18 protein-coding genes are annotated in these 20,424 nt (G+C 31.5%); 8 read left to right on the plus strand and 10 right to left on the minus strand.

The annotated features are described in order from the left end of the window. Positions 1-98: 98 nt before the first annotated feature. The 3 genes from QZ824_RS03320 to QZ824_RS03330 form a co-directional block, all read right to left on the minus strand. Positions 99-572 carry a Dps family protein gene (locus tag QZ824_RS03320; protein ID WP_291274611.1) on the minus strand — a complete coding sequence of 158 codons (474 nt, stop codon included), beginning with the start codon at positions 570-572 and terminating at the stop codon, positions 99-101. Positions 573-648: 76 nt separating this feature from the next. Then, the gene (locus QZ824_RS03325) at positions 649-1,368 is read right to left on the minus strand and encodes a ZIP family metal transporter (protein ID WP_291274612.1); all 720 of its coding nucleotides are present in this window, start codon (positions 1,366-1,368) and stop codon (positions 649-651) included. Between the two features lie 6 nt (positions 1,369-1,374). Then, complete coding sequence (locus QZ824_RS03330; RefSeq protein WP_291274613.1) at positions 1,375-2,118, minus strand: class I SAM-dependent methyltransferase; 744 nt, start codon at positions 2,116-2,118, stop codon at positions 1,375-1,377. A gap of 96 nt (positions 2,119-2,214) precedes the next feature. Between QZ824_RS03330 and QZ824_RS03335 the strand changes: the two genes are divergently transcribed. Genes QZ824_RS03335 through QZ824_RS03345 form a run of 3 tightly spaced genes read left to right on the plus strand, consistent with a single transcriptional unit; the run spans position 2,215 to position 4,160 of the window. Further along, positions 2,215-3,366, plus strand: a complete 1,152-nt coding sequence (locus tag QZ824_RS03335) for a THUMP domain-containing protein (RefSeq protein ID WP_291274637.1) — start codon at positions 2,215-2,217, stop codon at positions 3,364-3,366. Between the two features lie 24 nt (positions 3,367-3,390). Further along, positions 3,391-3,921 (plus strand): hypothetical protein, encoded by a 531-nt coding sequence (locus tag QZ824_RS03340; protein ID WP_291274614.1) that lies wholly within the window; start codon positions 3,391-3,393, stop codon positions 3,919-3,921. 2 nt (positions 3,922-3,923) lie between these two features. After that, entirely contained in the window at positions 3,924-4,160 is a 237-nt protein-coding gene (locus QZ824_RS03345; protein ID WP_291274615.1) for a hypothetical protein, read from the plus strand. A 42-nt stretch (positions 4,161-4,202) separates the two neighbouring features. Here QZ824_RS03345 and QZ824_RS03350 read toward each other — a convergent pair whose 3' ends face one another. The 3 genes from QZ824_RS03350 to rlmD are packed head-to-tail and all read right to left on the minus strand — an operon-like array spanning position 4,203 to position 6,802. Next, entirely contained in the window at positions 4,203-4,913 is a 711-nt protein-coding gene (locus tag QZ824_RS03350) for a DUF6048 family protein (protein ID WP_291274616.1), read from the minus strand. Beyond that, positions 4,885-5,382 carry a DUF6452 family protein gene (locus tag QZ824_RS03355; RefSeq protein ID WP_291274617.1) on the minus strand — a complete coding sequence of 166 codons (498 nt, stop codon included), beginning with the start codon at positions 5,380-5,382 and terminating at the stop codon, positions 4,885-4,887. Before QZ824_RS03355 ends, QZ824_RS03350 begins: the two co-directional genes overlap by 29 nt. A 4-nt stretch (positions 5,383-5,386) precedes the next feature. Beyond that, positions 5,387-6,802 carry a 23S rRNA (uracil(1939)-C(5))-methyltransferase RlmD gene (gene rlmD, locus QZ824_RS03360; RefSeq protein WP_291274618.1) on the minus strand — a complete coding sequence of 472 codons (1,416 nt, stop codon included), beginning with the start codon at positions 6,800-6,802 and terminating at the stop codon, positions 5,387-5,389. A gap of 67 nt (positions 6,803-6,869) precedes the next feature. Here rlmD and QZ824_RS03365 point away from each other — a divergent pair, with 67 nt between their 5' ends. The 3 genes from QZ824_RS03365 (at position 6,870) to rocD (ending at position 9,496) form a co-directional block, all read left to right on the plus strand. Beyond that, complete coding sequence (locus QZ824_RS03365; protein WP_291274619.1) at positions 6,870-7,412, plus strand: DUF1697 domain-containing protein; 543 nt, start codon at positions 6,870-6,872, stop codon at positions 7,410-7,412. Positions 7,413-7,421: 9 nt separating this feature from the next. Next, positions 7,422-8,123 (plus strand): DUF1003 domain-containing protein, encoded by a 702-nt coding sequence (locus QZ824_RS03370; RefSeq protein ID WP_291274620.1) that lies wholly within the window; start codon positions 7,422-7,424, stop codon positions 8,121-8,123. 92 nt (positions 8,124-8,215) lie between these two features. Continuing rightward, positions 8,216-9,496, plus strand: coding sequence for an ornithine--oxo-acid transaminase (gene rocD / locus QZ824_RS03375; protein ID WP_291274621.1), 1,281 nt, complete (start codon positions 8,216-8,218; stop codon positions 9,494-9,496). A 67-nt stretch (positions 9,497-9,563) separates the two neighbouring features. Here the strand turns inward: rocD and QZ824_RS03380 are convergent, their stop codons facing one another. Continuing rightward, a complete protein-coding gene (locus QZ824_RS03380) occupies positions 9,564-10,790 on the minus strand; it encodes a Glu/Leu/Phe/Val dehydrogenase dimerization domain-containing protein (protein WP_291274622.1) in 1,227 nt (408 codons plus the stop codon). Between the two features lie 65 nt (positions 10,791-10,855). Next, on the minus strand, positions 10,856-11,926 hold the full coding sequence (locus tag QZ824_RS03385) for an anhydro-N-acetylmuramic acid kinase (RefSeq protein WP_291274623.1): 1,071 nt from the start codon (positions 11,924-11,926) through the stop codon (positions 10,856-10,858). Between the two features lie 94 nt (positions 11,927-12,020). Here QZ824_RS03385 and QZ824_RS03390 point away from each other — a divergent pair, with 94 nt between their 5' ends. After that, positions 12,021-13,160, plus strand: coding sequence for an acyl-CoA dehydrogenase (locus tag QZ824_RS03390; protein WP_291274624.1), 1,140 nt, complete (start codon positions 12,021-12,023; stop codon positions 13,158-13,160). Between the two features lie 49 nt (positions 13,161-13,209). On the opposite strand, the gene murF is transcribed toward QZ824_RS03390, so the two are convergent. Together murF and gldJ are read right to left on the minus strand one after the other, a co-directional pair. Then, positions 13,210-14,496: a UDP-N-acetylmuramoyl-tripeptide--D-alanyl-D-alanine ligase gene (murF, locus tag QZ824_RS03395; protein ID WP_291274625.1), complete on the minus strand. Its 1,287-nt coding sequence runs from the start codon at positions 14,494-14,496 to the stop codon at positions 13,210-13,212. Between the two features lie 68 nt (positions 14,497-14,564). After that, complete coding sequence (gene gldJ, locus QZ824_RS03400; RefSeq protein ID WP_291274626.1) at positions 14,565-16,280, minus strand: gliding motility lipoprotein GldJ; 1,716 nt, start codon at positions 16,278-16,280, stop codon at positions 14,565-14,567. A gap of 264 nt (positions 16,281-16,544) precedes the next feature. On the opposite strand from gldJ, the gene porU reads away from it, so the two are divergent. Continuing rightward, positions 16,545-20,357 carry a type IX secretion system sortase PorU gene (gene porU / locus QZ824_RS03405; RefSeq protein WP_291274627.1) on the plus strand — a complete coding sequence of 1,271 codons (3,813 nt, stop codon included), beginning with the start codon at positions 16,545-16,547 and terminating at the stop codon, positions 20,355-20,357. Positions 20,358-20,424: the final 67 nt, after the last annotated feature.

Below are 20,424 nucleotides of genomic sequence, written 5' to 3' on the forward strand. Positions count from 1 at the left end.
TTTTAAATAAATGATATGTTATGACATAAAGCATTTATAACAAATCTCTTATTTAAAAATATAGCATAAAAAAACCTGTATTTAAACAGGTTTTTTTATCATTCTAAATAGGCACCATACATCCATATAAGTTTTTCTTGTTCTCTAATATTATCGCTCATTAGGGATGCTGTCCCTTCATCTTCAATTTCTTGTGCCAATTTTAATATTGTTCGTTGTATATTAATTAATGTTGTAAAAGACGAAACAATGGATTCGATGGCTATTATATCTTTTGTTGTTTCGTTTAATTCTTTAATTGTTGACGTACTTAAATAATTTGAAAATTGATGATTAGGCAAGCTTCCAAGGGTTAGAATACGCTCGGCTATTTCATCAATTTTTAAAATTAAATTATTGTATAATTCTTCAAATTTGATATGTAATTCAAAAAATTTATTCCCTTTAATGTTCCAATGTAAACCCCTGACATTTTGATAGAAAACGGAATAATTAGCTAATAAATCATTTAGTTCAAAAGCAAGTTCTTTGGCTTTTGCAGTATTTAAACCAATTTTGTTCGTATGTTCCATATTGTTTGATTTTATAATATAAATTTACGAAACATTTGTAATGGTTAAGTACTTTAGTTATAAGATTAACTTATAGCTACATAAAAGTTGCAATAAAAATTCCAAAACCAATTGCAAGTAGTTTGGCTAAATTGAATTTGTGACCTTCACTTGTTTCAAAAATGATAGTTGAAGAAATATGAAATAATATTCCAATTACAAACCCTACTAATTCTTTCTCGATAGTCTCAAATATACTTAAGTGATCAGCTAATATTGTGCCTAGTGGTGTCATTAAAGCAAAAGTGAACATGAAAACAAAAATAGCTTTTGTATTTAATTGTGCATTCTTAAAAAATATGGTTAGAATCATTGCAATTGGTAAGTGATGGATAGCAATGCCAAATGCTAAATGATTGTCTTTGTTAATAGGGATGCCTTCTAAAACAGCGTGAATACACAAACTAAAAAATAACAACCAAGGTATTTGATTCATTTTTTCATGACCATGAACGTGACCATGTTCTGCCCCTTTTGAGAAATACTCTAAAATGATTTGAAATATAATGCCTAGCATGATGTAAATACCAATAGATGAATGTACATGTACGTGTTCATGATTATGTTCACTAGGGAGTACTATTTCAGTAGTATATATACTTGGTAATAAGTGCATAACGGTTAGTGATAACAAAAATGAACCACTAAAAGCTAATAATAGCTTGATTTGTTTTTTGCTTTTTGGGGTAAAGTAAAAAGCTAGTATATAGCCAATGATTACTGCTAAAAAAGGGAATAGATATACAAAATTATTCATTCGGAATTATTTAAAAATCATGATCAATCGCTCGGATTGGTTCTTATAGAATTTATGAAGCTTATAATCGCCAAAAATATCTAATAAATAGATGTCGCAAACTTCCATCATTTTTTCAAAGTCATTTAATGTTAAAGCAGACACTTTTTCTTTGAATGTATAATTTTTGCCTTGATCTGAAAAATGTATTTCTTTGATAATTTTTTTGTTTTCTACATAGCGATTTATTTCAAATTTGATGCCATCAACAATTTTAATTTCTTTTGGAACTAAATTTGCAATTACATAATCAGCATTTAAAAAATCAATTACACCAAATCCATATTCAGTTAAACTATTTTTAATTGCTTTAAGTGTTTTAATGTTGTCCTCTTCATTATCAAAATACCCAAAACTTGTAAATAAATTAAAGATTGCATCATATCTATGAGGGAGATTTTCACGCATGTCATGAACATGAAAATGCAATTTATCATTTGCTGATTCATTTGCAATTTTAATACTGTTTTCTGAAATATCTACACCTGTTACTTCAAATCCTAAAGAATTTAAATAAATGGAATGTCTGCCTTTACCACAAGCTAAATCAAGAATTTGAGCCTCTTCGGGTAAATTTAAATAATGGGTTAGATTATCCATAAAGAATTGGGCTTCATTATCATTTCTATCTTTGTATAATATATGATAATAAGGTGTATTAAACCATTCGCTAAACCAGTCTTTTTCTTCTGTTTTTGAGATAGTAGACATTTATTTTAAATATAAGATTAGGAAAGACAAATTTAGTCTATTTTTGTAGAATATTATAATAAGTTATCACAATAGATCTTAATGGAGAATTTTAAAATGGTGGCCAAAACTTTTTTTGGCTTTGAGGAATTATTAGAAAAGGAATTGATACAATTAGGTGCTCAAAATATTCAAAAAGGCACCCGTATGGTTAGTTTCTATGGTGATAAAGGGTTTATGTATAAGGCCAATTTAGGTTTGCGTACTGCGTTAAAAATTTTAAAGCCTATACATTCCTTTAAAGCATTTAATGAAAAAAGCTTATATGTTGGTATTCAAAGTATTGACTGGTCCAGTTATTTAAACAATAATCAAACTTTTGTTGTAGAAACTACCTTATATTCTGAAGCTTTTACTCATAGTCAATTTGTTGCTTTAAAGGTAAAAGATGCTATTGTAGATCAATTTAGAGAGAATACAGGAAGTAGACCTAATATTGATAAAGAACATCCAGATTTACGTATTCATATTCATATTGATCGCGATTATTGTACGGTTTCTTTAGATACTTCGGGAGCTTCTTTACATCACAGAGGTTATAGAACTGCTACAAATATTGCGCCTATTAACGAAGTATTGGCAGCAGGAATCTTATTACTGTCTGGTTGGGACGGTAAAGCACATTTCTTGGACCCTATGTGTGGAAGCGGAACTATTTTAGCTGAAGCGGCAATGATTGCTTGTAATATTCCAGCTAACATCAATAGGAAGGAATTTGCATTTGAAAAATGGAAGGATTGGGATAGTGAGTTGTTCGACACCATATTGGAATCGTTATTAAAAAAAACAAAAGAGTTTCATTACACGATTACTGGATATGATAAAGCGCCAAGTGCAGTTAGAAAAGCACAAGATAATTTAATTAATGCCAATTTAGATGAATATGTAAAAATATCTCAACAAGATTTCTTTAATTCTGAGAAAGAAGTTCAAGGGCCATTACATATGGTTTTTAATCCGCCTTATGGAGAGCGATTGGATATTCAAATGGAACGTTTCTATCGTGAAATTGGAGATACTTTAAAGAAGAATTATTCTAATACTAATGCTTGGTTTATTACTTCAAATTTAGAAGCGCTTAAGTTTGTTGGTTTACGACCTTCAAGAAAGATTAAATTATTTAATGGAAAGTTAGAAGCCAGATTAGTCAAATATGAAATGTATGAAGGGAGTAAGCGAGTTAAATTTTCATCAATACAATCGGAATAAAAATAGCTAATAAATTTTATAAATATGATTAAAAAAATTAAGTTAATACTAGCTCTTTTGTTAACTCAATTAGTAATTGGACAAACAAAAATGATTGAATATCAAACAGGCCACGTTGTAAAATTATCTGTGCCTGATTACATGAAAAGGACTTCAGGTCTAAATGATGATGCGTGCTTGGAGTTTCAAAATCCTGTTAAGGAAGTTTACACCATTGTGATTCAAGATTCTAAAGAAGATTTGAAACTTTCTGATATTACTTATGATGGTATTGAAGAATTTTATGAAGTTGTTTTTAAAGATTTGGGGGTGGGTGAAAATTATTCAAATAGAAAATTAGGAACTCCTAAAAAGAAAACAATCGGTAATTATAATTTTTTCTATAATGAATGCACTTTAAGAGATAAGGAATTAGAATTGGATTTATATTATGTTATGGGATTAGTGGAAACACCTAATTCATTTTATCAAGTTATGAGTTGGACACTACTAGAAAATAAAGAAAAATTTAAAAAAGATTTTGAGAATATTATTTTTACACTTAAAGAAGATTAAATATGTCTAAACAAACCAAAGCATTGATTTATAATTTCGTTGGATTCGCCTTGTTTTTTTTTCCAGCAAGATATTTTTTTCTTAGTTATGCTAATTTTAAAGGTTGGCAAATACCATTAGCAGCTTTTGTTGTTGCCACAATATTGTCTCCTAAGTTTAAAGCATTACGAACTAATGATGGGGAAAAATTATTTATGTCTTGGATTTTTTCTAAAACACCGAAAGATATTAAATGGTAGAACAAGAAAAGTCTAAATTCTTAAATTGAATTTAGACTTTTTTTATTTTCTAGATTTGTATAAAGGGATAAAATAACTTATCGTATAATTAAATCCTGCGCCAAATTTACTGTTTTCATATGTTTTGTTGAATCCAGGAATATGTAAATTAGCAAATCCTTCAGGTTCTTTATTAGATAATAAATAGTTTAATCGAACAGAGAAACCAATATAAACATTATTAAAAACTTCAGCTTTTAATCCGCTTACAACTTCAATCCAACTAGCCGATAAACCATTCCATTTTTGACCAGAATCTAAAGTGGAAATTCCATAGAAACTCTTAGGTTCATAAATGTTGTAGGTATTTAGGGTTTGACTAAAACTTGAAAAGCCAGCTCGCAGACCTATATAAATCATATTTTCCATATCAAGCCAATTTTCATAGGCATTGAAATCAAAACCTACTTTAAAATAAGTGCCTTTTGTACTATAATTGAGCTGATCATCTTGTTTTGTTTTTTCCTCATTACCTAACTCACATGCTACATAAATCTTCTTTGTTAATCGATAATCTCCAACAATTTCTAATCCTCTGTAATTTTTATCATAAAAAGATTTTGTTATTCTATGTAGGTCAAGACCCAAACGTAATCCATATCGTTGCGGAATTTGTATTGTATCAGATTTTTGTTTTTTATCTTGAGAGAGTGCTGTCAAAGAAACACTAATTATCAAGATAATACTAAAAATAGATTTTGATATGTGTTTCATTTTCATTTTCTATATTAGATTTAACGACAACTATATTTTGGATCCAATTTGCTGCATCTGGTGTCAAAAGTACCGGAGTATTTGAGTCAAGCAGAAATGTAGTTTTAAATCCGCATGCACGTGATACATAAGATTCTGTTCTTGAATAATTAAAGGTTATTTCATCTAGATTATCATCTGAAGTAGGGTCTATTGAACCATTCAATGTAAAAGATAAAACAGAATTGTCTTGAAATGTTTTTAAAGGCACTTTTATTTTGTTTGTTCCATTGTAAATAATTGAGCTTGTAAAATTTGCAGCTGTTATTTTTAAATTGGTAACGTTTTTTGGTGTATCAGTGGCGTTTGCGGCATCAAAAAACTCAATGACTACTTTTGGAGTGGTAGGTGTAGTTTCTGCACAAACATCATCTTTTTCACATGATGAAAATGCAAGAGTAATCAAAAGAAGTATAATGATTTTTTTCATGATATTATAATTTTCGTTCAAGTAAAACAACATTTTCTACATGATGCGTCTGAGGAAACATGTCTACAGGACGTACTTTGGTTACTTTATACATTTCATCCATTAAGGCTAAATCTCTTGCTTGTGTGGCTGAATTACAACTCACATATACTACTTTTTTGGGTCCAATTTTTAATATTTGCTCCACTACATCTTTGTGCATGCCGTCTCTTGGTGGGTCTGTGATAATAACATCGGGTTGACCATGAGTAGAAATAAAATGGTCGTTAAATACATTCTTCATGTCTCCAACGAAGAATTCACAATTGGTTATGTTGTTTCGTTTGGCATTTTCTTTTGCGTCTGCAATCGCTTCTGGGACGGCTTCTACTCCAATTACTTTTTTAGCTTTTTTAGAAACAAATTGGGCAATAGTTCCAGTTCCTGTATACAAATCATAGACCAATTCTTCGCCAGTTAATCCAGCAAAATCTCTAGTGATGGAATATAATTCATAGGCTTGTTCTGAATTGGTTTGGTAAAACGATTTGGCATTTATACTAAAATGTAAACCTTCCATTTCCTCTAAAATATAATCTCTTCCTTTGAAAAGTACAATATCTTGATCGTATAAGGTATCGTTTAATTTTTGATTAATTACATATTGTAATGAAGTGATTTCAGGGAATTGTTCGGCTAAAAAATTCATGATTAAGTCAATTCCATTTTTGTCTTTTTCAAAGAATTGAATAAGTACCATGATTTCACCAGTTGATGCTGTTCTAATCATTAGAGTTCTTAATAAGCCCTCATGATTTCTAGGGTTATAGAACGATAAATTGTTTTCATTTGCAAAACGTCTTATTTCATTTCTGATAGCGTTTGAAGGATCTTGTTGTAAGTGACATTTTTTAATGTCTAGTATTTTATCCCACATTCTTGGTATATGAAAACCAACCGCATTTTTATTGTCTAAATCTTCGCCAGATTGAATTTCAGCCTCTGTCATCCATCTTGAAGAAGAGAATCCGAATTCCATTTTATTTCTATAAAAAAATTGTTTTTCAGAACCTAAAATAGGCTCAAATTCTGGTAATTCTATCTTTCCAATTCGTTTTAAATTGTTGTAAACTTCTTGATTTTTATAAAACAATTGCTGGCTATATTTCATGTTTTGCCATTTACATCCACCACATACACCAAAATGTTCACAAACGGGTTCAACTCGGTGTTCCGAAAATTGATGTGTTTTAATGGCTTTACCTTCATAATAAGCTTTTCTTTTTTTGAAGGTTTGAATGTCGACTACATCACCTGGAACAACATTCGGAATAAAAATTACTTTTCCATCAGGGGCCTTAGCTACTGATACACCTTTTGCGCCTGCATCAAGGATTTCTACGTTTTCGAATACGATTTTGTCTGTTTTCTTTCTTCCCATGAAGCAAAAATAAGGATTGTTCGTTTTATATGGTAAATTATTTTACTTTTATGACAAATTTAATTTTATGTATACACACTTAGCTTTGCTTAGAGGGATTAATGTATCCGGACATAACATGATAAAAATGGAAACCTTAAAAAATGTATTAGAAAACAAGGGTTTTCAAAATGTGCGAACCTACATTCAATCAGGTAATGTTTTTGTGGATTCAGAAGAAGCGCATGGTGCTTCTGTAGGATTTACTATTAAGCAAGAAATTTTTAAACAATTGGGTTTGGATGTGCCAGTAGTAGTTGTTTCAAAAAATGATTTGGAACAATGTTTTTTAAATAATCCTTATTTAAAAGAGAAAGAAGTAGACGAAAAAAAATTGTATATAGCTTTTGTTTCAAAGGAACTGCAAGTGTCAGCTATCAATGATTTAAAAATTAGTCAATTTAAACCTGATGAAGCAGCAATTGATAAAAGTCGTATCTTTATAAAATATGCTATTGGCGCTGGTAAAACTCGTTTAGACCAAAAGTATATTGAAAAAAAATTAAGTGTTGTAGCTACTATTCGTAATTGGAATACAGTTACCAAATTATTAGCTATGTATAACGAATAATTAATTACTATGTCTTCTAAATCAACTTTTATTAGTTCCATTTCCAAAAAAGAATTTCCATTGTTTGAAAAAGTATCAGGTGTATTAATTAAAGACCCTATTTTATCTTTAATTCAAAAAGAATATCCTTTTTTTAATTCTGATTCTATGTTAGCTTTGTCAGAATTAAATGTTTTTCGAGAGCAATATATTACAAGCTATCTAGAACGAGAAATTAATGAGATTTCATCAATTGAGCGAAAAGTGATTCAGTCTTTAAAAGAAGAAAAATCATTAGTTACTGAAATTGAAGACGCACCAGATAGTCGTACTTATGGTCAAATTGTTGCAGATAAGGTGGCTGATTTTGGAGGAAGTTGGACCTTTATAATTTCGTTTATGTTTTTTCTTTTTGGTTGGATTATTGTTAATGTTGTGGTATTAGTTGATAAAGGTTTTGATCCATACCCTTTTATTTTACTCAATTTAATTTTGTCGTGTATTGCAGCTTTACAAGCGCCAGTTATTATGATGAGTCAGAATAGGCAGGAAGAAAAAGACAGAGAACGGTCTAAAAAAGATTTTATGATTAATTTAAAATCCGAATTAGAAATTAGAATGTTACATGAAAAATTAGACCATTTAATCATGCATCAACAGCAGGAATTGATTGAGATTCAAAAGATTCAGATTGATATGATGAATGATATTTTAGAGAGAATAAAAAAGTAAGACGAAAAATTTATATTTTTGTGAAAGAATGGTTGATTTCTCGCCAACAAGAAGGAATTGCGATTTAATACATCAATAACAATCAACAAATCATGTCAGTTTTAGAAAAATTAACTTCGGCTGAAGCAATTGCATTAGAAGATAAATTCGGTGCGCACAATTATCATCCACTACCAGTGGTTTTATGTAAAGGTGAAGGAGTGTATGTGTGGGATGTAGAAGGAAAAAAATATTTTGATTTTCTTTCAGCCTACTCTGCTGTTAACCAAGGGCATTGTCATCCTAAAATAGTTGATGCCATGGTGGAGCAAGCACAAACATTAACCTTAACATCACGCGCATTCTATAATGATAAGTTAGGTGTGTATGAAAAATACATTACTGAATATTTTGGTTTTGATAAAGTGCTACCTATGAATACAGGAGCTGAAGCGGTTGAAACAGCTATCAAGATATGTAGAAAATGGGCTTACGAGAAAAAAGGAATTGCAGAAAAACAAGCTCAAATTATAGTATGTGAAAACAACTTTCATGGAAGAACAACAACCATAATTTCGTTTTCAAACGATGAAAATGCAAGGAAAAATTTCGGACCTTATACTGAAGGGTTTATTCGTATTCCTTATGATGATATTGAGGCATTAGAACAAGCTTTGAATTCCTCTTCTAATATAGCTGGTTTTTTAGTTGAACCTATTCAAGGTGAAGCTGGAGTTTATGTGCCTTCAGAGAATTTTATCGCTCAAGCAAAAGCACTTTGTGAAAAACATAATGTTTTATTTATAGCTGATGAAGTGCAAACTGGAGTTGCAAGAACAGGATCGCTATTAGCGGTTTGTGGTAATTGTACTTGTGAAGCAAAGTGTGAAAAGCAAGAGAGCTATGTAAATCCTGATATTTTGATTTTAGGAAAAGCTGTTTCGGGAGGAGTTTATCCAGTATCCGCAGTTTTAGCCAATGATGCTATTATGAATGTGATTAAACCAGGTCAACATGGTTCTACCTTTGGTGGTAATCCTGTGGCCGCAGCTGTCGCTATGGCTGCATTAGAAGTGGTTGAAGATGAAAAGTTAGCACAAAATGCTAGAAAGCTAGGTCATATTTTTAGGGAGGAATTAATGACTTATATTGAGGGTTCTTCAATAGCTACTTTGGTTAGAGGAAAAGGGTTGTTAAATGCGGTTGTAATTAATGATTCAGAAGATAGTGATACGGCGTGGAATATATGTATGCGTTTAGCTGAAAATGGATTGTTAGCTAAGCCAACTCATGGTAATATAATTCGTTTTGCTCCACCTTTAGTGATGACAGAAGAACAATTAAGAGCATGCGTAGCTATCATAATTGCTACTCTGAAGGAATTTGAAAAGTAAAATAGATTATTTTAAACAAAAAAAGTTGTAAGTTTACCTTACAACTTTTTTTGTTTGATTATTCCAATTAAACTAATTGTTTTAATGCAATTTCAAAAGCACGAGCACTTATGTTTTTCTTATCACTATTTAAATCAAATGTTTTTTGAATTGCTTTTTGAATGATTTCAGATGAGTCGTTAAAAATAGCTTCATCTGTCATTTGAACTTTTTTCTCCATGAAATAGGCAAAAACCCTTGCCATACCACAATTTGCAATAAAGTCAGGAATCAAACTTACTTTTTTATCTGTTTCTTCCATGATTGGTCCAAAGAATATTTCTTTATCTGCAAAAGGCACATTGGCTCCACTCGAAATTACCTCTAATCCAGAAGCAATCATTTGGTCAACTTGTTCTTTAGTTACTAACCTTGAAGCAGCGCATGGTGCAAAAACTTGTGCACCTAGTGACCAAATTTTAGTATTGATTTCTTCAAAAGAAATCATATTATCAGCTACTAATTTATTTCCATCTTTATTCAAAAACAAAGCTTTGATTTCGTCAAAAGAAAAACCATTTTCATTGATAACACCACCATCACGATCAATGATTCCAATTACTTTAGCTCCCATTTGGGCTAAATAAAAAGCAGCAGCAGATCCTACATTTCCAAATCCTTGTACTATTGCTTTTTTACCTTTTACATCTCCACCGTAAATACTATAATAATGACGTACTGCTTCCGCAACACCATAACCAGTAATCATATCGGCAACGGTATATTTTCTGTTTACATCTGGAGAGAAATTTGGATTTTCGATTACCTTGATTACTCCTTGGCGTAACTGACCTATTCTGTTGATTTTGTCTGCTTCCGTTGGTTTGAAATGCCCGTTAAATACACCTTCTTGTGGATGCCAAACTCCGCAATCTTCAGTCATTGGGATTACTTCATGAATTTCATCAACATTTAAATCACCACCTGTTCCATAATAGTTTTTTAAAAGTGGCGAAACAGCTTTGTACCATCTTTCTAAAACACCTTTCTTACGTGGGTCTGCTGGATCAAAGTTAATACCAGATTTAGCCCCGCCAATAGCAGGTCCTGAAACAGAAAACTTAACTTCCATGGTTTTGGCTAAAGATAAGACTTCATTCATATCAAGTCCTTTTCTCATTCTAGTTCCACCCCCTGCGGCTCCACCTCTTAATGAATTGATTACTGTCCATCCTTCTGCTTCCGTTTCTGGATCTTTCCAATTGAAAACAATTTCAGGTGCTTTATCTTCAAATTTCTTTAATAATTCTTTCATTTTTGTAAAATTAGTTTTTGTGTTTGTTTGAGTGCAAATATACTCGTAAAAAGCGAATGCGAAAATTAGTTGGGTAGAAATATTTTGCCGCTACAATGATCTTGTTTTGCGCCAGTTACACTTGCTAAAGTGTTGATTTCTTTTCTTTCTCTAAGAACTCCTAAAAGACCAAATATTAGTGCTTCTTTAAATTCAATTGTTTTTTCATCAGGTATGTCACATCTTATTGAAGTGCAATGTTGTTTTATTCTTTCTATTAAAAAAGTATTGTAAGCTCCCCCTCCTGTAATTAGCATGCTTCCTTTTACTCCTTTTACAATAGTCCCAATTTGGTAAGCTATGTGTTCGGTAAAAGTGTGTAATAAATCAGGTATGCTCAAGATGTGTTTTTCCATTATAGGCAAAATAGTAGTATGTACAAATTCAATTCCTAATGATTTTGGAAATTTTTGACTGTAAAATGGTAAATTATTTAACTCGTCATAAAGGGATTTATTTAATTCTCCGCTTTTTGCGATACTTCCTCCTTGATCAAAGTTACGCCCTAATTTTTCAGCATAAAAATTTAAAACCGTATTCACAGGAGATATGTCAAAAGCTATTCTTTTTGATTGTCTATTAAAAGAGATATTTGAAAAGCCTCCCAAATTAAGACAAAAATCATATTCGCTAAATAATAATTGGTCTCCAATAGGAACTAGCGGTGCTCCTTGTCCGCCCATGGCAACATCTTGAACTCTAAAATCACAAATAACTTTGTGTTTAGTTTTTTGAGCTAATTCTGGTAAATTACCAATTTGCAGAGTAATTCCATTCTGAGGTTGGTGTAAAATGGTATGTCCATGAGAACAAATGAAATCTACATCTTGAAGTTTGTTTTTTAAAATGAAATGGTTTGTGATTTCTGCTATCAATTCAGTGTAGCTTTTGTCTAACACTTTTAAAGAATCTAAATCAAGGTGAATTCCATTTTTTAATTGATTAATCCAATTTTCAGTATATGGAATGGTTTCACTTTCTTTGATTTCATAAGACCATTTCCCGTTGTTAATTGAGAATTTTATATGAGCTAAATCTACTCCGTCTAAGGAGGTACCAGACATCATTCCGATAACGTTATAGTTTGTGTTTAACATGGGTTAAAATTACAAATAGTTATTGAAAATTTCATATTAAATGCCTACATTTGGGAACATTTTTTAAAAATAACAATTAACTTAATTTAATAATATGGATTTTAATTTAACTGAGGAGCATTTAATGATTCAGCAAGCAGCGAGAGATTTTGCTCAAAATGAATTATTACCTGGAGTAATTGAAAGAGATGAACATTCAATATTTCCTGCAGAACAAGTGAAAAAAATGGGTGAACTGGGTTTTTTAGGAATGATGGTTGATCCTAAATATGGTGGTGCTGGTTTAGATAGTCTTTCTTATGTGTTGGCAATGGAAGAAATTGCTAAAGTAGATGCTTCTGCAGCAGTTATTATGTCTGTAAATAACTCTTTGGTTTGTGCTGGATTAGAAAAATACGGATCTGAGGAACAAAAAGTTAAATATTTAACGCCATTAGCAAAAGGTGAAGTAATTGGGGCTTTCTGTTTGTCTGAGCCTGAAGCGGGATCAGATGCGACATCGCAAAGAACAACTGCAGTTGATATGGGTGATTATTATTTACTGAATGGTACCAAAAATTGGATTACTAATGGAGGAACTGCTTCAACATATTTAGTGATTGCTCAAACAGATGCTTCAAAAGGACATAAAGGAATTAATGTTCTGATTGTTGAAAAAGGCATGCCTGGTTTTGAAGTTGGTCCTAAAGAAAAGAAAATGGGTATTCGTGGATCTGATACACATACATTATTGTTTAACGATGTAAAAGTTCCAAAAGAGAATAGGATAGGGGCAGACGGTTTTGGTTTTGCTTTCGCTATGTCTACTCTGAATGGAGGTCGTATTGGAATTGCTTCTCAAGCTTTAGGAATCGCTCAAGGTTCATATGAATTAGCTTTGAAGTATGCTCAAGAAAGAGTAGCTTTTGGAAAGCCTATTTTTCAACACCAAGCTATTGCATTTAAATTAGCCGATATGCATGTTAAGACAACCGCGGCTCGTTTATTAGTTCATAAAGCAGCTTTTGAAAAAGATCAAGGTTTAGATATTGCTCATTCTGGTGCTATGGCAAAATTATACGCATCTGAGGTAGCTTTAGAAGTAGCTAATGAAGCTGTACAAATTCATGGCGGTAATGGTTATGTAGCAGAATATCATGTGGAACGTATGATGAGAGATTCTAAAATTACGCAAATATATGAGGGAACTTCTGAGATTCAAAGGATTGTTATCTCAAGAGGTTTAGTTAAATAGTTTTTGAAATAAAAAAGTAGAAAAGGGCAACTTGTATAGTTGCCCTTTTTTATAGGATATCTAAGGTTCTCTCTAAACTCATACCTCTTGATCCTTTAACAAGTAAGAGACCTTTTTCTAGAGGTTTATGATTTATAGCTTCTGAAAAAATTTCGAATTTCTCATAAAAGCACATGTTTGGTGCTTCAATTTTACTTTTGTAAAATTCATTTCCAATAAAATGAAAAGTTATGTGAGGTTGATTTTGACAAAATTGAACCAACTTAGTATGTTCAGAAGTGCTTTCGTTGCCAAGTTCAAACATGTCGCCTAAAATAGCTGTTTTAGGTGTTTGTTCCAGTTGAAAAAAGTTAGTTAAAGCAGCTTGCATACTGCTAGGATTGGCATTATAAGCATCTAAGATTATTTCGTAGTTTTTCTTGGTTAATAATTGGGAACGATTGTTTTCAGGTATATATCCCTCTACACCTGCTTTTATTTTGTCATTAGAAACATTAAGTAATTTACCTATTGCAACAGCTGCATTGATGTTGTTAGCATTATAAAGACCAATCAAATGAGAATTAATTGTTGTGTTCTCAAATGATATTTTTACCATTGGGTCAGCTATTACTTTTTCGATATTTACATTTGCAACTTCTTTGTTTATACCAAAAGTATAAGTATTAAAAAGTTTTTTTTTTGTCTCCTGAATAGGGTCTTCTAGGTTAATTATTGCTATTTTTTTATGAAATTCTATATAGTCATAAAGTTCACTCTTTCCTTTAATTACACCCTGAACTCCGCCAAATCCTTCTAAATGTGCTTTTCCAAAATTAGTAATGTAACCATAATCAGGTTGAGCAATCGAACTTAAAAATTCAATCTCCTTTTGATGGTTGGCTCCCATTTCTACAATTCCAATTTCTGTTGATTTATCAAATGATAATAATGTTAGTGGTACGCCAATATGGTTATTTAGGTTTCCTTTTGTTGCCTTAGTTTTGTATTTTTGACTTAATACAGCATGAATTAACTCTTTAGTTGTGGTTTTTCCATTGCTACCTGTCAATCCAATTATTTTGATATTTGTAAGATAGTTTCTGTGGAATTTAGCTAATTCTTGCAATGCTGCTAAACAATTGTCTACCAATAAGCATTGGTCATTAATTTTGTATTCTTCTTCGTCTATTAATACATATTTTGCACCTAACTCAAAGGCTTTTTTTGTAAAAGAATTGCCGTTGAAATTTGTGCCTTTTAATGCTACGTAAAAGTTATCTTTGTTAATATTTCTAGTATCTGTTGTGATTCCAGTTGAAGCTAGAAAGTACTGATGTAAAGTTGCTATTTCCATACTGCTAAAATAAAAAAAGCCCTTTAATAATAAAGGGCTTTTTTGAAAATTATTCTAAAGTACTAAAATTATTTTTTTACATTTCCTCTAGGTGTCTTTTTGTTTGATTTAGGTCCAACTTTAGACATCGCACATCTAAATCCAATATAGTCAGTTGCCATATCTTGAGGGAAGTATCTTCTAGAAGCTGGGTCTAACCAATAAGCTCTATCTCTCCAAGAACCACCTTTGTAAACTCTAACATTGTCATCAATTAAAGTTGTTCTTTTGTCTGATTTATCAAACTTTTTCGACATAGATCCGATGCTATCAACATCAATCTTGTGCATTGGAGATTGATACATTCTTTTAAGAGGATCTTCTTTTTTAGAAGCTGTTTCTTCTTCAGAAGCTCCAAAGTCAAAATATTTTGAAGATTGTCTATCTCCATCTCTATAATTTCTATTATCAGAAGTAGAGAAATTTTGTCTTAAATAAGTTTCATTTTCATCAACTGGAACTTGAGCAATTTGTCCAGGGAAATTTCTTGCCATAATTCTACCGTTGCTTAGTGTATCGTATTTGATGTTATCACTAGTAACTATTTCAACAGTACCATCTTGACCAATTTTGTTTTTCATGTAAACATTACCTCTGTAGTAATTGAAATCATTAGCTTCATCATCTACAATTGGTCTGTAAACATCGGCTACCCATTCAGCAACGTTACCTGCCATATCATAAAGACCAAAGTCATTAGGAGCATAAGATTTTACCTTGTTAGTGATGTCAGCACCATCATCTGACCATCCAGCAATACCGCCGTAATCTCCTTTACCTTGCTTGAAGTTCGCTAATTGGTCACCTCTGTATTGTCTTTTTCCCGAACGAGTATATTGTCCTTTCCAAGGGTATTTTTTTTGTCCTTTGTAGATGTTGTATTCTCTGTTACCAACTAGTGCTAAAGCGGCATATTCCCACTCTGCTTCTGTTGGTAGTCTATATTCTGGTAGAATAATACCAGAGCTTCTTTGTGCATAAACGTTTTTAACTGAATCTGCAATTTCTTTTTTCCCACCTTTAGCTTTCCCCATTTCTTTTTTAAGAACGATATCTTGATTTCCACCAAAAGATTTTGAAGGAGAATTTATGTAAGATTCAGTGTCAAAGTTGGCATCAGCAGTAACATTTTTGCCTAAAGAAACTTTATTGTCTCTTTTTAAGTAACCTTCTCTTTCTAATATGTTTTCATTAACACGATTCGTTCTCCAATCACAAAATTCAGTAGCTTGAATCCAGTTAACACCTACTACTGGATAATCAGCATATGCAGGGTGTCTTAGGTAATAGTTAGTCATCGTTTCGTTATAACCCAGACGATTTCTCCAAACTAATGTGTCAGGAATTGCTCCGTTATAAATGTGTTTATAATTTTCCTCAGTAGGAGGATATACAGCTTTTAACCAATATAAGTATTCAGAATACATGATGTTCGTAACTTCTGTTTCATCCATGAAGAACGATTGCACGTGTTGTTTTGTGGGGCTATTATTCCAATCGTGCATTACATCATCTTCGACTCTACCCATGGTAAATGTACCTCCTTCAACTGAAACCATTCCAGGGGGAGTCTCTTGTTGTTTAAATTTGGTATTGTATTGGAAACCACCTTTTTTATCGTTGATTTTCCAACCAGTTGCAGAAGATCCGCCTTTTGTGCTTCCTTTTTTGCTACAACTTGTAAAACCTATTGTTAATGACAATGCCAATAACAACTTTAAAGCCATAATTTTGTTAACTTTCATACTTTAGTAGGTAATAATTTTAGTGCCGCAAGATAATAATAATGGATTAATATGCAACATAAAAATGAAAAAAAAATTAAACAATTCTTTAACTATTTGATATCATAACGCTCATTTTTATTAATTTATTGTTTTTTGACTTAAAATTTTTTATCTCATAATAAATTATTTTATTTTGCGTTTATTATGCTGATGAAAAAGATATTTATTGTCCTGTTTTTTATTTTTGCTCATTCATATGGGCAACTATCTCGGAATTTGAATTTGAATTGGGTTACGAAGTCTTCATATATTATGGGTGATGTAAGTTATTCTATTCCTCAATTTCAATCGGAGACTTTTTATTTTGATCTTAATTTGAAAAAAATAAAATTTCAATCTGTTTTTCCTGTTGATCAATTAGTTTCAGAGACTGATTTTGAAATTTCTAATTTGGTTTATGAAAGTATTGATGTTTCTGAGTTAGGCGATTTAAATGTAAACGCAATTTCAAATCGTCTCGATTTTAAAGTGAATTCATCAATGGCTAGAGAACAGGCATTAATTTTTTTATCTTTCAATCCTATTATTAGGGATGGTCAAGGGTTTAAAAAAGTTAAATCACTTAATTTCACCTACAAATTTAAGCAACAAAATGAAATTGTTAATCGTAATTTAGCAACTTCATCCATTCAAAACTCCGTTTTATCCTCTGGAAATTGGTTTCGATTTTATGTTGAAAAATCAGGAGTTTATTTGATTACTAAATCATTTTTGTCAGAATTAGGGGTTGATGTTAATGCAGATCCACGAACAATCAAGATTTATGGAAATGGAGGGCGAATGTTGCCTCTTCGGAATGATGTGTTTTATCCTAACGATTTAGAGGAAAATGCGATTCAATTTATAGGGGAGCAAGATGGTGTTTTTAATGATTCAGACTATATATTGTTTTATGCTGAAGGGGTAGATAATTGGAATGAAGAGAGTTTAACTCATGTTAATCTTTTTTCGGATAGATCCTATTATTATGTAACTTATGGTGGTGGGAATGGGAAAAGAATGCTTGACTATCAAGAACCTACGTCTGCGTCAGTGTTGAATTTAAATACGTATGATGGTTATCAATTTCATGAAGTAGATTTGTACAACCCAGGCAAAATTGGTAGAAGATGGTTTGGAGAAGCTTTTGATGTTGATAGCGATCAGACATTTAATTTTTCTTTATCAAACTATATAGTGGGTAGTAACGTTACTTTGTCATCTAATTTTTCTTCAGTTTCTTTTGGGAATACATCGTTCAAAATTAAAGTTAATGGAACAGATTTAGTAACACTGCCTATGGGTTCATTGAGTGGTGGAGCAATTGATGTATTAGGATATGAGAATATTAGTGAAAAAACATTTACTTCTTCGACATCAAATATCGCAATAGATATATTGTTTAATAATGGAGGTGTTCCTTCGTCTAAAGGATATCTGGATTATCTTATTTTAAAATATCAAGCCGATTTAAAAGGTTATGGAAAGCAATTTAGATTTTCTAATGCTCAAGTTGAAAATAATGTTGGTGTGGGTCAATTTACGGTGAGTAATGCTTCTTCCATTAAGATGGTTTGGGATATTACGGATATTTACAATGTTAAAAAAATTGATAATACTCAAAGTACATTAACATTCAAATTGAATTTAGGTACACGTAGAAAATTTGTTGCTATTGATTTTTCTGATTTATATATTCCATCGAAGGAAGCTGTTACTCGAATTTCAAATCAAAATTTGAAAGGAACTGTTTTTTTGAATAATCAAGGTGTTTTTCAAGACGTTGACTATTTGATAATAACACCAAGTTTTTTGACAGGACAAGCGGAAAGTTTAGCTAATTTTCATAGAAATTATTCCGGATTAAATACAAAAGTAGTCACAACTGAGTCAATTTATTTGGAGTTTGGAGGTGGTAAACAAGACGTGGCGGCTATAAGGAATTTTGTAAAATATGTTTATGACAATGCTTCTGTTCCGTCAAAAAGAGTTAAATATTTGAATTTATTTGGTGATGCTTCTTATGATTACAAAAATAGGGTCAGAAATAATACTAATATTGTTCCTATTTTTCATGCATTTAATCCTTCAAGTTCTTTATCAACAAACAATACAACAAATTTTTCACTTTTCTCATCTGTGATGTCTGATGACTTTTTTGTTTTATTAGATGATAATGAAGGTGATATGCAGAACTCTAATGATGGATTAGATTTAGCAGTTGGAAGAATGTTGGTTTCAACTGTAGAGCAGGCTGCTGAAATGGTCAATAAAGTATATGAATATCATGATGAAAAGTCTTACGGTAGATGGCGGAATAATTTAGTGTATTATGCTGATGATCCGGATGTTTTTAAAACGGGTGACTGGGAATTGCAAAAAGATTTAAATCAATTAGCTGATCAAGTAACAACGCAATATCCTTTTTTTAATACAAAGAAAATATGGACTGATGCTTATGTGCAAGAGGTAAATGCAGGAGGTCCTCGATATCCTATGGCTAAAAAAGATTTTATAGAATCTATTGGACTAGGGGCTTTGGTTTTAAATTATTATGGTCATGGTAATGAAGAGAGTTTTGCAGTAGAACGAATTTTTGAAAAGTCAGATGCTCAAGTTTTAAATAATCGTTATAAATACCCTTTGTTTATAACAATTACTTGTGAGTTTACCAGGTTTGATGATCCAAATAGACCTACAGGTGGTGAGTATATGTATTGGAATAAGTCCGGAGGGGCAATCTCTCTATTAGCTACGACTAGGCAGATTAGTCAAAGTGTTGGTATTCAAATGAATGAATATATATATACTCATTTATTTACCACAGAGAATAATCAGCATTTAGCTATTTCAGAAGCATTGAGACGAGCCAAAATCAGTACGTCTTCACCCAACAGAAGAGTGGTGTTTTATGTTGGTGATCCAGCTTTAAAATTAGCTATTCCAAAGCCTAAAGTGATTTTAACCAAATTAAATGATGAGCCAATTGCCACAACTTCATTAACGCTACAAGCGTTGTCTTTAGTAAAACTATCAGGAGAGGTAGTTGATCAGACTAATAATTTGATGGCAACATACAATGGTGATTTAGCAGTTCAAGTCTATGATAAGAATATATTGAGAACAACTTTGGATAATGATAATGTAGAGGTGATTCTAGGAAGTGCTTATTCAAAATTGAACTTTACTACTTTGGGGGAAGTTATATTTAGAGGAAATGCTACTGTTGTTAATGGAAAGTTTGAGTTTAGTTTTGTAGTTCCGCAAGATATTCAAGTCCCAATAGGTAATGGTAGGGTGAGTTTTTATGCTAAAAGAAATCAACCATTGCTTGAAGATCAAACAGGATATAATAGTCAGATTAAAGTGGGAGGGGTAAATTTAACTGCGCCATCAGATACGACACCTCCTAAAGTTAGGTTGTACATGAATGACACTAATTTTGTTAGTGGAGGAATAACGAATAATTCGCCTATTTTCTTAGCTTTTCTAGAAGATGAACATGGTATAAATACCGCTAGTGGTATTGGTCATGATATAGTAGCTATATTAGATGGAAATGAAAATAATCCGTATATTCTAAATGATTATTTTGAAACTGAAAACAATAATTATAAAAAGGGTAAAGTAACTTATCCATTCAGGAATTTATCTCCTGGCTTGCATACCATTTTTTTTAAAGCTTGGGATGTCTATAATAACTTGATAACTGCTGAAATACAATTTATTGTCGTTGGTAGTGAAGAATTAGCCTTAACACATGTGTTAAATTATCCTAATCCGTTTGTAAATTACACGGAGTTTTGGTTTAATCACAATAGACCTTTTGAACCTTTAGATGTTCAAGTTCAAATTTTAACAGTTACGGGAAAATTAGTGAAAACAATCAATCAAACAGTCATTAATGATGGATTTCTTTCTAGAGAAATAAAATGGGATGGAAGAGATGATTTTGGAGATAAAATAGGTAAAGGGGTTTATGTTTATAGATTGGTAGTAAAATCATCAACCACAGGAAAGAAAATTGAAAAAGTTGAAAAACTTGTAATACTATAATAAAATTGTATATTTGTTGGCTTACATAATACAAGCCAATTGCAAAAATACATCTGATCACAAATTA

This window comes from Flavobacterium sp., assembly GCF_021151785.1.
GTDB lineage: Bacteria > Bacteroidota > Bacteroidia > Flavobacteriales > Flavobacteriaceae > Flavobacterium.

Excerpts from the sequence above, each read along its gene's own strand:
- QZ824_RS03320 (WP_291274611.1), bottom strand. The coding sequence starts at position 572 with ATGGAACATACGAACAAAATTGGTTTAAATACTGCAAAAGCCAAAGAA.
- QZ824_RS03325 (WP_291274612.1), bottom strand. The coding sequence starts at position 1,368 with ATGAATAATTTTGTATATCTATTCCCTTTTTTAGCAGTAATCATTGGC.
- QZ824_RS03330 (WP_291274613.1), bottom strand. The coding sequence starts at position 2,118 with ATGTCTACTATCTCAAAAACAGAAGAAAAAGACTGGTTTAGCGAATGG.
- QZ824_RS03335 (WP_291274637.1), top strand. The coding sequence starts at position 2,215 with ATGGTGGCCAAAACTTTTTTTGGCTTTGAGGAATTATTAGAAAAGGAA.
- QZ824_RS03340 (WP_291274614.1), top strand. The coding sequence starts at position 3,391 with ATGATTAAAAAAATTAAGTTAATACTAGCTCTTTTGTTAACTCAATTA.
- QZ824_RS03345 (WP_291274615.1), top strand. The coding sequence starts at position 3,924 with ATGTCTAAACAAACCAAAGCATTGATTTATAATTTCGTTGGATTCGCC.
- QZ824_RS03350 (WP_291274616.1), bottom strand. The coding sequence starts at position 4,913 with ATGAAACACATATCAAAATCTATTTTTAGTATTATCTTGATAATTAGT.
- QZ824_RS03355 (WP_291274617.1), bottom strand. The coding sequence starts at position 5,382 with ATGAAAAAAATCATTATACTTCTTTTGATTACTCTTGCATTTTCATCA.
- rlmD (WP_291274618.1), bottom strand. The coding sequence starts at position 6,802 with ATGGGAAGAAAGAAAACAGACAAAATCGTATTCGAAAACGTAGAAATC.
- QZ824_RS03365 (WP_291274619.1), top strand. The coding sequence starts at position 6,870 with ATGTATACACACTTAGCTTTGCTTAGAGGGATTAATGTATCCGGACAT.
- QZ824_RS03370 (WP_291274620.1), top strand. The coding sequence starts at position 7,422 with ATGTCTTCTAAATCAACTTTTATTAGTTCCATTTCCAAAAAAGAATTT.
- rocD (WP_291274621.1), top strand. The coding sequence starts at position 8,216 with ATGTCAGTTTTAGAAAAATTAACTTCGGCTGAAGCAATTGCATTAGAA.
- QZ824_RS03380 (WP_291274622.1), bottom strand. The coding sequence starts at position 10,790 with ATGAAAGAATTATTAAAGAAATTTGAAGATAAAGCACCTGAAATTGTT.
- QZ824_RS03385 (WP_291274623.1), bottom strand. The coding sequence starts at position 11,926 with ATGTTAAACACAAACTATAACGTTATCGGAATGATGTCTGGTACCTCC.
- QZ824_RS03390 (WP_291274624.1), top strand. The coding sequence starts at position 12,021 with ATGGATTTTAATTTAACTGAGGAGCATTTAATGATTCAGCAAGCAGCG.
- murF (WP_291274625.1), bottom strand. The coding sequence starts at position 14,496 with ATGGAAATAGCAACTTTACATCAGTACTTTCTAGCTTCAACTGGAATC.
- gldJ (WP_291274626.1), bottom strand. The coding sequence starts at position 16,280 with ATGAAAGTTAACAAAATTATGGCTTTAAAGTTGTTATTGGCATTGTCA.